Genomic DNA, 14,980 nt, shown 5'->3' on the forward strand with positions numbered 1-14,980 from the left:
CCTCATCATTCAGGACGATCCCGCCGTTCATAAAGTTGCAATTTTATTCCATTTATTGAATAAAATAATCAGACAACTTTAGGGGCCGCCCACTAGCAGCCCCTTATCCTTATTAATCCAATATCAGCTTATTTCCGTTGTCGTAACGGGGCCGCTGTACCACTCCGCTTGTGTGCGAAACATGTCGGCATACTCACCGCCGGCTGCTAGCAGCGATTCGTGAGACCCTTCCTCTACGATCCGTCCTTTCCGCATCACGATGATCCGATCCGCATATCTCGCCCAACCAAGACGATGGGATACGAATAATGTCGTACGGCTTTGCGCTAGCTCACGGAAAGACCGGTACAGCTCAATCTCATGCTGCGGATCAAGAGCGGCCGTCGGCTCATCAAGCACGAGCAGTCTTGGACTGCGCACCGCTGCCCGGGCGATAGCAAGACGCTGCCATTGGCCTCCGCTGAGCTCCCTTCCACCTTCGGTCAGCAGCCCAACAGGTGCATCCAGTCCGCCGCACTGCGCTTCCAGATCAGCAGCTCCTCCAGCCCTCATGGCGCTGCGTATGAAGCTGTCATTGCCGATCTCCTCCTGCTGTCCGAAGCCGATATTATCCCGCAGCGACGTCTCATAGCGCACAAAATCTTGAAATACAGCAGACATGCTGCTGCGCAGCTGTTCTTGGTTTATTTCTCTCAGGTCGGTTCCATCCCATGTAATACGCCCGGCCGTCGGCTGGTACAGCCCCAGCAGCAGACGGACCAGCGTCGATTTCCCCGCTCCGTTCTCCCCGACAAGCGCCACCGTCTCACCAGGGTTCAGTGTCAATTGGATGCTATGCAGCACGGGCCCATGCTCGTCGGAATACTGATAAGTTACATCGTCAAACTCGATCCTGCATGTTGTACCCGGAGGCGGTAGCTCTGGGGCAGTCTGTTCGTTGTCAGTCGTTTCACGCTCTGGCGTTTCTCTCAAAAAATCGGCCAAATCCATGATTTTGGTGCTCTGAATATAGATTTTGCTAATAGGGTGAGCCATTCTTCCAGATATGCTGTAGGCTTGCCTCATAGCCAGAAATACGATAACCAGCGTACCGGCTGTAATTCCGCTTGAATTCAAGTTGAACACCATCCACGCGATCGCGCCGAACAACCCTGTAATTTGCAAGGCTGACACGACGATTCCGCGCCTGATTTCCCTTCTTCTTGCATTCATCCGCAGCGAAAGGGAATGCCGCATGGTTTCATGCCATTTGTGAATCAAGTAATCCATCGATCCGAATATGCGCATTTCCTTCACCGTCTCCGGTCGTGTCACCACATCGCGCAAATAATCGGATTCCCGTCCTGATCTCGTCAGGTCTCGATTCAAACGGCGTACAACAATATCGGATTCCACACGGATGATGAACGATATGGCAAAGACAATGATCAACAATATACAAACAATGGGATGAGCTAATGAGACCACGGTTAGAAGACCGAACAACTCGAACAGAAGGATCAGAAATCCGATTACATTCTGCAGAATGCCGCAAACATCCGTGCTTGCAGCAGCCTCTGCTCTCTGCAGCCGGTCATAGTATTCGGATTGATCCATCCGTTCTAACGGTACCTTAATTGCCCGCTGATGCACCTCGGACTGAAGCAGCATCGATGACCGGTCCCGCAATCTGGGATCAGCTAGATTCTGACAAGCAGTGAGCAGAACCCGAAGGAGCGCAATGACAGAAAAAATAACAAGCGGCGGCCATGCAGCCCTGAGCATGGCTTCCCAATCACGCTCCTCCGTTCCCCCCACGAATAAATCCAGCAGATCCTTCTGAGCCGTATAGCTCGGTATGATTAGTACACCAAGCAACAATGGAATACCGAGCCAGACCAACGTCAGCATAGGCATCGCTCTTGATATTCGGTAAATCAGCATTCCAATGCTGCGAACTGTCGAAGTACGTGCATTATTGTTCATCCGTTCACCCCAGCGCTTCGTATTCGATTGCGGAAGCTCCTCAAACCTCCACCCTTTCCGTGGGCAAGGTCATTCACCCATACCAAGATGCCTGCAGCTGGAACATTCGGCTGTATTCACCCTGTTGCGCTATTAACTCGTTGTGGGTCCCTTGCTCCACAAGCCGGCCATCCTTCAGAACGAAAATCACATCCGCCAGCTTCGCGGCCCCAAGCCGGTGTGTAACGAGCAGTGCCGAACGTCCTTCCGTCACACGCAAGAACAGATCGAATGCTTTCTTCTCGGCTAGAGGATCCAAGGCTGCCGTCGGTTCATCGAAAAACACGAAGCTTGCATTACGCAGCAGCGCTCGAGCAGTCGCGATTTGCTGCCACTGCCCGCCGGAAGGCTCAATCCCGTCAAAAGGCGAACCGATCTGCATCTCCAAGTCGGAAAGCCTGCTTCCCGCAGCGCGAAGCGAGTTTTGCAGCTCCGAATCCTGATCCATCGCCGCCAGGTTGCCAAGTGCCACGTTCTCCCGAAGGGTTACATATAAACGGGTAAAATCTTGAAACACCGCGGATAGATGCCCTTCCGCGGAATCCGCTGCGGGGATCCTCTCCCCCTCACGGCTCCAGATGATTTCGCCGCAACCCGGCATATACATCCCGGTTAACAGCTTGACCAGTGTCGATTTTCCGGAGCCGTTCTCGCCGACTACCGCAGCTCGGCAGCCGCTCGGGATCGACAGGCTGATATCCTTCAGCGTATCGCATACGGCACCAGGATAACGGTAATGAAGCTTGCGAACTTCCAGCTTCATGCCACCCGGCGCCGCAATGGATCGACTGCCGTCAGCGTTACCTTCACTGATTCTATCCATCACCACCGAAGTATCATCCTTCACAACCTTGGATGTTTCCTGTCGTCCTGCACGTGGATCATCTTCTAGATTCATATAGGTGCGAAAATCTGCCCATCTCATGTATTGCGTACGCATAGAGACTGCACGGTGGATTAGACCCTGAAGCTGCGATAATAACATCGTCAAGACCATAAATAATAGCGTGAATTCTCCAGCTGTCAGTTTGTTTGCTCCTGGCTGAAGCACCAGGAGCGAGACCAGTAATCCGCCGATCAGAACCATCAGCAGCTCTGGACCTATTTTTCGCAGCTCAGACGAACGGGCGATATCCCACTTTTCTTTGGATTGGCTTCTATACAATGCCGACCAGCGCGCGGCCAGCAGTTGACCGAAGCAGAACAAGCGGATTTCCTTGGCTGCTTCCCGCTTCGTCATCAGTCCGGCATAATGCCGGAGCAGTCTGCTGCTTGGTGTCTGCTTACGGTTAAGCCGTTCGAGACTTGCTGCCGATTTACTCATGACGTAAGTTTGGAGGAGTGCTGCCGCGCAGATCGCGACAACGGGAAGCCACTGGCCATATGCCAGCATTACGATAATCAATACGGCCGACTGCAGAGAGCCCTGCATGAAATGACTGCCTGTATCGTAGATGGCATATAGGGAGACTTGAAGGGCTCGTTCCCGGAGTTCCTTGATTCGAGGCGCTTCGACCAACGTGAGAGGAAGCCTTGATGTTTTGTGCATCACCAGCCGTTGTTCCTCTAGCGTGCCAATCTCGTTCAAGCGTGTCATGGCTAACGGAACCGGAACAAAGCCAATATTGTTCATAATCAATAGAGCGGCTAACCATGCTGCAGCTGCAAGTATGGAATCGATTGGATCCGGAGTAATCCATGCCTGGATGCGGTCGACAAGTGTTTTGACCAGCCAGAGCTCTGCAGGCATGATGAATACAGCTAGAAACAGCATGACGGACAAGACCGTAATTGGCCATCGTTCCACCCGAAACATGATGGATGACGCGTCCCAGAAGCAACGAGCATATTTGTTAATATTCCATCCCCCTCCAACCCATCGATAGGATTACGTAATCGCAATAGATGTTGTGCTTCAGCTTATCTCAGAACAGTTATTTGACCGGTATGACTTAGAATATAGAATTTTTTTCCACAAGTATAGACTTATAATCATCCGCCGTTTATAATACGATTATAGGGAGCGAGGATACGTGCCCTTAATTTAAAATCACCCAAAAACAGCTCCACACCGATGAGGTGTTTTTTTATTTCCTTCAAACGGATAAGAAGAGCTCCAGAAGTGAATTCTGGAGCTCTTCTTATTAGATGGAATAAACCTCATAGGACATATATTGCGTTCTGTCTGTATACCTTGACCTCGCTTAAACAGCCCTGCCTTTGATTCCAATGCTGCTTCGATGCATACTTTGATAAATCTATGACAGCAGGATGAGCCATCACTTCAGCTGGGGATAGGTGTCATTCATGATCAGTACGCCGCCAACAGATAAAGATGCTGAATTCGCCACCCCACATCATCCCTCTTCAATACTACAAATGGTTTATACTTCTAGTTTAATCATGATGATGTTTGATCTATACCTATAACGATTTGGAGTCCATCGCAGCCTTCGCTTATAGGGCATGCTGTTTTTTATGTTGCTAATCTAATATATGAACTATACTTAGGGGTATATCAAAAGATAGGAGTGAGAGGCATGAGCGACTCCGTTCTAACCTTCTATGATGAACTTGCAGAAGACTATCATCTCATATACGCGGATTGGAATCATGCGATTTCAAGGCAAGGCGAGGTACTCCATAAAGTCATCCAATCCAAACTGAACTCTGCACCGAGCAACATCTCACTGCTGGATTGTTCGTGCGGTATTGGAACGCAAGCCATCGGATTGGCGAAATATGGGTATAACGTCCGTGCGACAGATCTAAGTCCTGAATCCGTTCGAAGAGCTGGCCATGAAGCCTCATCCATCGGTGTTCAGATCGATTTTGGAGTAGCTGATTTCCGCTCGCTGGATACCGATGTACCAGGATCATTCGATATCGTGCTATCGGCGGATAATGCGATCCCACATCTCCTTACAGATGAGGATTTAGATAAAGCTCTTCTAAATATACATGCAAAACTAAATCAGGATGGCCTGCTGATGTTTACGATAAGAGACTACGATACGCTGGTACATGAGAAGCCCTCCTCCACACAACCGCGTGTGTTCGATGAGGGCAAGCGGATTGTTTTTCAGGTATGGGATTGGCCGGAAGATGGCACAACCTATACGGTAAACCAATTTATCGTGCAAGAAATCAATGGCGCCTGGGATACAAAGCATTATAAAACCGTGTACAGAGCACTTCTTCGGGAGGAACTTAGCGCAGCATTACATGCGAATGGTTTCTCCGAGATAAAGTGGCATCTGCCCGTGGATACCGGCTATTACCAGCCTATTGTAACGGCGCAGAAATAAGATCAGCATCAATTGCGATTCGTAAACACGCCCTTAGCGAACTCAATCCAGCCTTGCGCCGCATGGGAAACATAGCCGCCCTTCTTCCAGATGATGGCCAAATCCCAGTGGATGCTTGGCTCGATGAGTCGTACGACACGAACCTTCTCCGGATCAAGCCTCGCGCAGATCGTCTCCGGAAGCAGGGATATCCCTTGGTTGGCGCAAATCAATTCATAGATGAAATCCCACTGTGTGCTTTCATACGCTACCCGCGGCTCAAACCCTTCACGAATACAAGCTTCCTTCACACGATCATGCAAATTAAATTCCTGGCGGAACAAAATGAATGGCTCGTCCCTCAGATCCGTGAGCCGAACCTTGCTGCTATGCTGCATCGGGTGTGTGAGCGGCAATACGAGATTCAGATGCCGCTTCACAATCGGTACGGCCTCGAATAGTTGTTCATCTACTGGAAGAACGATAACGCCGAGATTGATTTTTCCCTCGATCAGCAGCTGTTCAATCCGTTTGCCCCCCTCCTCCACGATTTGAATCTCGATGTCCGGATGCAGCTGATGAAAATCTGCGATAACCCTCGGGAAGAAGCTTGCTCCGATTACGGGAGGCAGCCCGAGCGTAAATTGCCCCTTCCTCATCTCTTTCAAATCCACTACTGCCGCCAGCAGCTGCTGCTGGGCATTAATAACGGCTTGGGCATGCGTTTGAACCAGCTTGCCCGCTTCCGTCAACACTACTTTGCGCGTGGAGCGATCCAGCAGTACAACGCCCAGTTCATCCTCCAGGCTTTTGACCATTTTACTCAAGGTAGGCTGTGAGAGATGAATGGACTGGCTGGCCTTGGAGAAGCTGGCGTGCTGAGCGACCTCTAGAAAGTAGCTTAATTGCCGCAAATCCATCGTCTTGTCATCACCCTTATATATAGATAATTAGAATATATAGTATTCGATATATGTATTTTACTCATAGATATCCCGTATGTACAATGAAATTAATGATTCGTCTAAGGGGGCTTCATATGATTACAGCCATTACCGTTCTAGGAGCTGGAACAATGGGGCTGGGAATCGCCCAGCTGTTTGCTGAACATGGCTGTCAGGTGACTTTGTATGATCCGAAACTCCAATCACTCAACGAGCGATCGCTTGACGCAGCCGCATCACCATCCATCGTGTTCATGAGTGATTTCGAGAAAGCGGTTACAACGGCGGATCTAATCGTCGAAGCCGTTCCGGAACAGTTGGATGTCAAACGGGACGTGTATGCCAGGCTTGAACCTCTCATTAAACCGCAGGCCATTATCGCCTCCAACACCTCTACCTTCGCTCTGCGGGAGCTGGCTGCAAATTTATCGTTCGAGGATCGTATGATTGTCACTCATTTCTTCAATCCGGCGAAGCATGTTCCATTAGTCGAGATTGTTGGTTTGCCGTCAACTTCCCCAGCCATCTTGAATGAGGTGATATCTTTACTGCAGCATTGCGGCAAATCGCCCGTTGTATTAAACAAAGACATTCCTGGATTTATCGCCAACCGGCTGCAAGCCGCGTTAATGAGAGAAGCCTGTTACCTGTTGGAGAACGGAGTGGCCGATGCCAGGCAGATCGATACTGTCGTAAGTGATGGACTCGGCTTGCGCTGGGCGCTTAAGGGTCCGTTCGAGATCGCGGATCTTGGCGGATTGGACATCTGGGCGAAGGTAACCGGCCACCTCTTCCCGGAGCTCTCCAGAAGCTCCGAAGCACCGCAATCCATTCTGGAAAGAGCGGGCAGCGGCGAGCTTGGCGTTAAGAGCGGACGGGGCTTCTATGAGTATGAGGACGGCCCACATGCCTCCGAGCAGCTGAGCGACCGCATGAAGCAATTGGTATCATTCAGAACGAAACTCGATCAGGAGGATTGATGGCCTTGATGAACAGCAGCGCTGCTGCGACGAACAATGTAGTGATTGCCAGTGCAGTTCGTACACCCATTGGGAGCTTTAACGGAATGTTTAAAGAGGTCACCGCCATTCGGCTAGGCTCCATCGCCATCGCCGAGGCGATCAGTCGTGCGGGCATCGATGCCAAGCAAGTTGACGAGGTCATTATGGGCAACGTCCTTCAGGCCGGCCTCGGTCAGAATCCTGCTCGGCAAGCCGCCCTTGCCGCAGGTCTATCGGTCGACATCCCTGCATTGACTATTAATCATGTATGCGGTTCCGGTATGAAGGCGGTTAGTATGGCATACAACGCCATCCGATCCGGGGATTGCGAAATTATCGTAGCGGGCGGTATGGAAAATATGTCACTTGCCCCCTATCTACTGCAGGGTGCCCGCTCCGGTTACCGCATGGGACATCAGACCATGGTGGACACGATGATCCAAGACGGACTATGGTGCGCAGCGAATAATTACCACATGGGCATGACTGCCGAGAACATTGGGGATCATTATGGCTTTACGCGCCAGCAGCTTGATCAATTTGCTTGGCAGAGCCAACAGAAAGCAAAAGCCGCCGTCGATGCCGGAAGATTCGACGATGAATTGATTTCCGTGAGCATCCCCCAGAAGAAAGGCGAAGCGCTCCTTGTAACGAAGGATGAGTATCCGCGTCCCGATACAACACTAGAAGCTCTAGCCAGATTGCGCCCTGCATTCAAGCATGACGGCATTGTGACGGCCGGCAACGCCTCTGGCATTAATGACGGAGCAGCCGCGCTGGTCATCCTGTCTGAACGGCGGGCAGTCTCACTTGGCCTTAAACCGCTAGCCATCCTTCGTTCCCATGCATCGGCAGGTGTGGAGCCGTCGATGATGGGGATCGGCCCAATCCCCGCTACGGAGCGAGCCTTGGCGAAGGCCGGTCTGGCCATGAATGAAATCGATCTGCTTGAAGTGAATGAAGCCTTCGCGGCACAAGCACTCGCATACGGCAAGCATTTTGACTATGATCCCGGGATATTCAACGTCAATGGCGGAGCCATAGCGCTCGGCCACCCGATCGGCGCCAGTGGAGCGCGGGTGCTCGTCACCCTGCTGCATGAGATGCGGCGCCAAAGCTCTCGTCTAGGACTGGCTTCCTTATGTATCGGCGGCGGGCAAGGTATTGCAACGATCGTAGAAGGCGCGTGACGAAGCTAGCAAACCAATAAGGAAAGGAGACTACTCCTATGAAGGAAATATTGAATTCGTTTGCCGATGCGGTCAAGATCATTCCCGATGGCGCAACGCTCATGGTAGGCGGGTTCGGTCTCGTTGGCATCCCTGAGCAGCTGATCGCCGCATTGGCTGACAGTGGAGTCCGCAACCTCACCGTCATCTCCAACAACTGCGGTGTTGACGATTGGGGTCTAGGCCTGCTGCTCAGAAACAAGCAAATCTCCAAAATCATCGCCTCCTACGTCGGTGAGAACAAAGAGTTCGAGCGTCAGGTACTCAGTGGGGAGATCGAGGCGCAGCTAGTGCCGCAAGGTACGCTTGCCGAACGTATCAGGTCTGGCGGTGCAGGCATCCCTGCTTTCTATACGCCGGCCGGAGTTGGAACCCCGCTAGCCGAAGGACGGGAGACGCGTCTTTTTGACGGGAAGGCCTATATTCTTGAGCATGCTTTAACTGCCGACTTCAGCTTAATCCGCGCAGCTCGCGGGGATCGGATGGGAAATTTGGTGTATAACAAGACCGCCCGCAATTTCAACCCGATGATGGCAAGCGCAGGCAAAGTGACGATTGCAGAAATCGAGGAGCTCGTAGAGATCGGCGACATCGATCCAGAAGCTGTCGACACCCCGGGGATTTTTGTGCAGAAGCTCATTGTGGGTGCGCAAGAGAAACGAATTGAGCGGCTTACGACACAAGCCTAATACGCTGGAGAGGAGATCGATATAATGAGTGAACAATTGGGGATTCGGGAACGTATAGCCATGCGTGCAGAGAAAGAAGTGCAGGACGGTTACTATGTCAATCTTGGTATCGGGATTCCCACGCTGGTAGCCAATTACATCTCCCCTGCCAAGCAGGTCGTGCTGCAGTCGGAGAATGGTCTGCTCGGGATAGGTCCCTATCCCACACCCGACCGGGTCGACCCCGATCTGATTAACGCCGGTAAGGAAACGGTGACTGCCATCCCGGGCGCTTCCTATTTCAACAGTGCGGATTCCTTCGCTATGATACGAGGCGGACATATCGATCTGGCGATCTTGGGCGGCATGGAAGTATCTGAAGCCGGAGATTTGGCCAATTGGATGATACCCGGCAAGATGGTCAAAGGGATGGGCGGCGCAATGGATCTGGTGCATGGGGCAAAGAGGATCGTCGTCATCATGGACCATGTCAATAAAGCCGGACAACCGAAAATATTGAATACCTGCAGCCTGCCCTTGACGGGCAAGAACGTGGTTAACCGTATTATTACGGATCGAGCAGTGATCGATATTACAGGTGAAGGCCTGCTTCTGGTCGAAGTTGCCGAAGGGTATACAGTTGACGAAATCCGCCATGCAACCGAACCTCCCCTACTAGTATCTGATCGCGTGCAGATGGGAGCTTATTAATGGACAGCACTTCGTTCGCGGGTCGCGTTGTCATCGTGACAGGTTCTGCACAGGGCATTGGTTTTCATATCGCCGAATCCTTCGCCCAGCATGGCGCAAACGTCGTCTTATCGGATAACAATGGCACGAAATTGGAAGAAGCTCTGCAGCGGCTCGTTCGTTCCGGCGGCAAGGCTGCTGCCATACAAGCAGACGTAACATTGGAATCGGACATCGCCCGGCTTATCACCCAGACCGCCCAGCGTTTCGGTCGTTTGGACGTTCTGATCAACAATGCAGGCATCCAGCATGTTGCTCCTATTGAGGATTTTCCGACCGAGAAATTCGAGCTGATGCTCAAGATCATGCTCACCGCCCCCTTCATCGCTATGAAGCATGCACTGCCTCATATGAAGCAGCAGGGCTATGGCCGAATTCTTAATCTCTCTTCCATTAACGGATTGGTCGGCTTTGCAGGGAAAGCCGCTTATAATAGCGCAAAGCATGGCGTGATCGGCTTAACGAAGGTCGCCGCATTGGAAGCCGCCCCCTTCGGCATTACCGTTAATGCGCTATGTCCGGGATATGTGGATACGCCTTTAGTTAGAGGGCAGCTGCAAGAACTGGCTCGGACACGTCAAGTCCCGCTGGAGAAGGTATTGGAAGAAGTCATCTTCCCCCTTGTCCCTCAACGCCGCTTGCTGGAGACGAATGAAGTCGCCGACTATGCCCTGTTTCTCGCAAGCGATCGGGCCAAAGGCGTGACAGGGCAAGCCGTCGTACTTGACGGAGGCTATACCGCACAATAAGGAAGATTCACGCTTAATCTCAGGCCCTTGACACAAGGGTCTTTTTTATATGGAGTACATCATTCATCCTCCGTTCCTTAGAACATTCAGGTCTTAGTCGAAGAGCTCTTCATTCGTTCGCTGCTAGAATTACTGTGACAGGTTGTACATGTATAGCTTTCTTACGCGTATATATAAGTAGTAAGAAAGCGAGATGATCGTCGCCATGCAGAAACAATCTTTTATACGAGGAACATTCATACTCACGAGCGCGGCATTCATTAGCCGGATTCTTGGCTTTATGAATGGAATCATTTTGGCTCGTATTCTGGGGACAGAGGGCGTCGGCTTGCTAATGATGGCACAGCCGCTGGTTCCGCTTGTCATTACACTTACCAGTCTCGGTTTACCGGTTGCCATTTCGAAATTAGTCGCAGAGGCCGAAGCCCAGGGTCAGCATCATAAGGTGAAAAAGATTCTAATCGTGTCCCTCACCGTGACGGCAGCGTTAAGCCTATTCCTGACACTTCTCACCTTTATTGGTGCGAAGCTCATATCCCATCATCTCTTAACCGATCAAAGAGCCTACTACGCCATGCTCGCGATTACACCGATTGCACCGATCGTGGCGATCTCTTCCGTTCTGAAAGGCTACTTTAGAGGCAGACTGAATATGAAGCCGCTCGCTTTCTCGCAAGTCATTGAACAACTCGTGCGGATCGGCTTCATCATCGCATTAGTCCATACCCTGCTGCCTTATGGGATTGAATTTGCAGCAGCAGGCGCTATGGCGAGCAGTGTGATCGGCGAGGGCGTTTCGTTGCTGTACTTGATTTCTATGTTTAAGCTGTATCGAAGGAAGAAACCATCCGGCGAGAAGTGGAAGCACAATCTACAGCATGGGAGAAAGACCCTTCATGAGCTGCTGCGAATCGGACTGCCAACCACCGGTAATGGGATCATCGATTCTATCTATAGAGCTTTCCAACCTATCTTGATCACACAAAGCTTAATCGTGTCCGGGACAAGCACCGTCATGGCGACCAAAATGTATGGACTGCTGGCAGGCTATACGTTTCCGCTGTTGTTTCTGCCCAGCTTTATTACCCAATCGATTTCAACGGCTTTACTTCCAGCGATTAGTGAAGCCAAGGCCCAGAATAATCAAGTATTGATTCACCATCGAATCGAACAAGCCCTTCGAATATCCCTTATTGTTGGAGCACCTAGCACGGTCATCCTTTTCATATGGGCCGATCCCCTGACTACCGTTCTCTATCATGCTCCTGAAGCAGGGAAGCTTCTGCGGATGATCGCTCCTATATTTATTCTCCATTACTTCGAGGGTCCGCTCCATGCCGTGCTGCTCGGATTAGGAAAAGCAAAAACAACGATGGTGAACTTCATTGTTTCAACACTGATCAAAATAGGATGCATTATCCTCTTCGGAACCAAGCTGGGTATTGCCGGCGTCATTCTTGGCATCAATATTGGTATTTGTTTGCTGACCCTCTTTAATTTCTACTCGGTATCCCGTTCGATTGGTTTGTATGTCAATACTCGAATCTTGGTTAAAGTAGGATTCTGTACGCTATTCATGGCGATCAGCGGGCACTATTCATTGCTGTATATGCAGCAATCAGCCTACCCCCTCCTACTAACGTTAACCGTTACAATAAGTCTCTCTTTACTCGTGTATCTAGCAGGGTTATTCGCGACTAGCCTTATCAAGAAAACCGATCTCCACAGAGTTCCCCTCCTGCGTCGCATCACGCCGAAGTAACCATGAGAAACTGCCGCAGCTCCCTATCGTTCATACGCAAATAGTGGTTGGTCAGGATTGCCGCTCCGATGACGGCTCGCTACCGTTTCCGAATGACGTCAGCGCGACGACTTTCACGCCGCGCTCGCGGGCCCACAGCGCCATCTCCACCGGGACGTCGTTGCGGCCGGAAACCGAAGCGATGACGAGCACGTCGGATTCGCGGATCGGCGCTTCGGACAGCACCGCTTCAGCGATGCCCGGTATCCGCTCAAACTTCGACGTGCGGGTCGCCGGCGGCGTCTCCAGCGTCATGCCGGGCAAAAAAATCGGATTCATCAGCAGAAAGCCGCCGGCCCGGTAAAATACCTCTTGGGCGAATATGTTCGAATGGCTGCAGCCGGTTAGCAGATCGTTCTCATCCACGATAAGCCGGTCGAGATAATACTCTCCGATGTCAAGCGCGGAAAACGCATGTTGCTCCGAATTTTTCACCAGCTTGTCAGCCGATATCCGGTAGAGGGCAAAGCTGACGTACAGCATTGGGATGACCGTAGGATCGTAGTCAGAATAAAAAATTTACTGCGGATCTTTTTTAAACTAAACAGCTCAAAAAGGATGTGCATCGCTGCATGCCTCCCAACAGCCTCATCACCCTAATAGAAAGAACTAACTCCACCGCTTCAAAGGGAAAGGGTGGAGTTTTCTTGGTACGCTTACCTATATAAATCGCTGCTTCTTTCACGCTCCGTCAGCCATACAGCCATGCCGCCAGGTTGGCGGTTATCCCAAGCATAATAGGGAATCGCCGTAATTCCGCCTTGCCCGTTAACGTCCTGTCCGTGAAGGATGACGGCTCCTTCCAGTACATGTTGATGACGCTCAGCCAGGAACATCGTGTGCGCGTCGATCGATATCGATTCGAGCGGAGCAAGCTGATCGGTTTCTTCTAGGCAGTACACGACGGGCCCTCGCTGCAGCGCTACTTTGCCCACGTTCTCCCCGACTTTCGGATGAGCCTTCACCCGCTCTACCGGCATATCCAGCTGCAGCGAGACGATATCGCCGGCCTTCCAGACCCGATTCAGGCGTATGTAGCCTTTTTCGATTTCAAAATTCTCCTGCGGTTCGCCATTGACAGAAAGAACGGCACCTTTGCACCAGCCCGGGTAGCGCAGAAGAATCTCAAATTCCCCGCTTCTCTCCGGATTCACCGTTATCGCAACGTTTCCGTTCCACGGATATTCCGTTTGCTGCGTCAGTCCAACCGCGCCTGATGCTATTGGAATCGTGCCTGATCCCTGCATGTACATGTTGACTACAACTCCTCGTTCTGAAGCCGCATATACATAGTTCCCGATAGACGGCAAGAACCGCGCGATTTGCGATGGACAGCAAGAACAATCAAACCATTCTACACGGTGATGATGTCCTTGGGAAGCTAGCGGATTCACATAAAAGAACTTGTCACCGCTCAATGATACGCCGGCTATGGCCCCGTTGTACATCACTCTCTCTACGATATCCGCATATTTGCTGTCTCCATGCAGCAAATTCATTCTGTGGTTCCACAGCACCATGCCCACCGCTGCGCAAGTTTCACAGTAAGCCTCTTCGTTCGGCAGATCGTAATCCACTGTAAAACCTTCATTATGCTTGGAAGGACCGATGCCCCCGGTAATATACATATTGCGCTGCACGACGCTTTCCCACAATCGGTCCAGAGCAGCTTTGTATCCGAGATCCCCGGTCACCGTAACGACATCCGCCATCGCCGTGTACAGATACATCGCGCGAACGGCATGACCGCTCACATCGGTCATATCCCGAACCGGTTTATCATCCTGGCAGTACTTCGGCCCAAATTCTTCTTTATCCCAAATCGTGCCGACGCCGTGATCGTGCCCCCGCTCCTCAAGCAGCCAATGGGCAAGCTTCCAGTAGCGTTCCTCCCCGGTTTCATGATACAGCTTGATCAAGGCAAGCTCGATTTCCTCATGACCATCCACCCAGTGGCGCTTACCAGGACCGAAAATCGCGTCATAATGATCGGCTAGCTTGCAGGCCACATTCAGCAGCTTATCTTTACCCGTCGCCTGCTTGTAAGCCACCGCCGCCTCGATCAAATGTCCGCCGCAGTACATTTCGTGCTTTTCCATATCGGACCACTTTTTATCAGGGGCCGCCAAGGTGAAATAAGTCATCAAGTAACCGTCTTCCTCTTGAGCCGCAGCGATCAGATCGATAATCGCGTCCACGCGCTCTTCCAATTCTGTATCGGGGTGCGTCATTAATGAATAAGCGGCTCCTTCCAATACTTTATATACATCCGAATCGTTAAAAAATATGCCTTCAAATTCACCTTCCGTCAAACTTGCGGCCTTGGCAAAATTCGAAATTCTGCCCGTCTGTTCACACTTATCCAGGCAAACTGGAAGTGTGACGGACTTATGCGCCCGCAGCCGCGGCACCCAGAAAGCATCATTCATTGCCACCTGCGTAAATGGAACGGGAGTAAATCTTTGAAACGCTTTTGCAACGGATCCCACCGCTTAACAACTCCTTCTCAATCATTCATTTACCATACAATTCCATACAACTTTTGCA

12 protein-coding genes are annotated in these 14,980 nt (G+C 51.2%); 7 read left to right on the forward strand and 5 right to left on the reverse strand.

The window, feature by feature from the left end; translation table 11 throughout:
* Nucleotides 1-123 precede the first annotated feature (123 nt).
* Both NNL21_RS01300 and NNL21_RS01305 read right to left on the reverse strand, forming a co-directional pair.
* On the reverse strand, nt 124-1,965 hold the full coding sequence (locus NNL21_RS01300) for an ABC transporter ATP-binding protein (RefSeq protein ID WP_204815595.1): 1,842 nt from the start codon (nt 1,963-1,965) through the stop codon (nt 124-126).
* Between the two features lie 73 nt (nt 1,966-2,038).
* Nucleotides 2,039-3,820 (reverse strand): ATP-binding cassette domain-containing protein, encoded by a 1,782-nt coding sequence (locus NNL21_RS01305; RefSeq protein ID WP_204815596.1) that lies wholly within the window; start codon nt 3,818-3,820, stop codon nt 2,039-2,041.
* Between the two features lie 724 nt (nt 3,821-4,544).
* Here NNL21_RS01305 and NNL21_RS01310 point away from each other — a divergent pair.
* Complete coding sequence (locus NNL21_RS01310) at nt 4,545-5,312, forward strand: class I SAM-dependent methyltransferase (protein WP_204815597.1); 768 nt, start codon at nt 4,545-4,547, stop codon at nt 5,310-5,312.
* 8 nt (nt 5,313-5,320) lie between these two features.
* Here the strand turns inward: NNL21_RS01310 and NNL21_RS01315 are convergent, their stop codons facing one another.
* Complete coding sequence (locus NNL21_RS01315) at nt 5,321-6,211, reverse strand: LysR family transcriptional regulator (RefSeq protein ID WP_204815598.1); 891 nt, start codon at nt 6,209-6,211, stop codon at nt 5,321-5,323.
* 119 nt (nt 6,212-6,330) lie between these two features.
* Here NNL21_RS01315 and NNL21_RS01320 point away from each other — a divergent pair, with 119 nt between their 5' ends.
* The 6 genes from NNL21_RS01320 to spoVB all read left to right on the forward strand — a co-directional run bounded on the left by NNL21_RS01320 (nt 6,331) and on the right by spoVB (nt 12,394).
* On the forward strand, nt 6,331-7,215 hold the full coding sequence (locus tag NNL21_RS01320; protein ID WP_204815599.1) for a 3-hydroxyacyl-CoA dehydrogenase family protein: 885 nt from the start codon (nt 6,331-6,333) through the stop codon (nt 7,213-7,215).
* Between the two features lie 8 nt (nt 7,216-7,223).
* Nucleotides 7,224-8,426: an acetyl-CoA C-acetyltransferase gene (locus NNL21_RS01325; RefSeq protein WP_204816717.1), complete on the forward strand. Its 1,203-nt coding sequence runs from the start codon at nt 7,224-7,226 to the stop codon at nt 8,424-8,426.
* 38 nt (nt 8,427-8,464) lie between these two features.
* Nucleotides 8,465-9,154 carry a CoA transferase subunit A gene (locus tag NNL21_RS01330; RefSeq protein ID WP_204815600.1) on the forward strand — a complete coding sequence of 230 codons (690 nt, stop codon included), beginning with the start codon at nt 8,465-8,467 and terminating at the stop codon, nt 9,152-9,154.
* A 24-nt stretch (nt 9,155-9,178) separates the two neighbouring features.
* Nucleotides 9,179-9,844, forward strand: a complete 666-nt coding sequence (locus tag NNL21_RS01335) for a CoA transferase subunit B (RefSeq protein ID WP_204815601.1) — start codon at nt 9,179-9,181, stop codon at nt 9,842-9,844.
* A complete protein-coding gene (locus NNL21_RS01340) occupies nt 9,844-10,632 on the forward strand; it encodes a 3-hydroxybutyrate dehydrogenase (RefSeq protein WP_204815602.1) in 789 nt (262 codons plus the stop codon). The genes NNL21_RS01335 and NNL21_RS01340 overlap by 1 nt, the downstream gene beginning before the upstream one ends.
* 205 nt (nt 10,633-10,837) lie before the next feature.
* Nucleotides 10,838-12,394: a stage V sporulation protein B gene (spoVB, locus tag NNL21_RS01345; protein WP_204815603.1), complete on the forward strand. Its 1,557-nt coding sequence runs from the start codon at nt 10,838-10,840 to the stop codon at nt 12,392-12,394.
* Nucleotides 12,395-12,445: 51 nt separating this feature from the next.
* Here spoVB and NNL21_RS01350 read toward each other — a convergent pair whose 3' ends face one another.
* Both NNL21_RS01350 and NNL21_RS01355 read right to left on the reverse strand, forming a co-directional pair.
* Entirely contained in the window at nt 12,446-12,916 is a 471-nt protein-coding gene (locus NNL21_RS01350; RefSeq protein ID WP_204815604.1) for an SIS domain-containing protein, read from the reverse strand.
* Between the two features lie 173 nt (nt 12,917-13,089).
* A complete protein-coding gene (locus NNL21_RS01355; protein WP_256554998.1) occupies nt 13,090-14,922 on the reverse strand; it encodes a glycoside hydrolase family 127 protein in 1,833 nt (610 codons plus the stop codon).
* Nucleotides 14,923-14,980: the final 58 nt, after the last annotated feature.

The sequence above is a fragment of the Paenibacillus mendelii genome (assembly GCF_024498075.1).
Lineage (GTDB): Bacteria > Bacillota > Bacilli > Paenibacillales > Paenibacillaceae > Paenibacillus_Z > Paenibacillus_Z mendelii.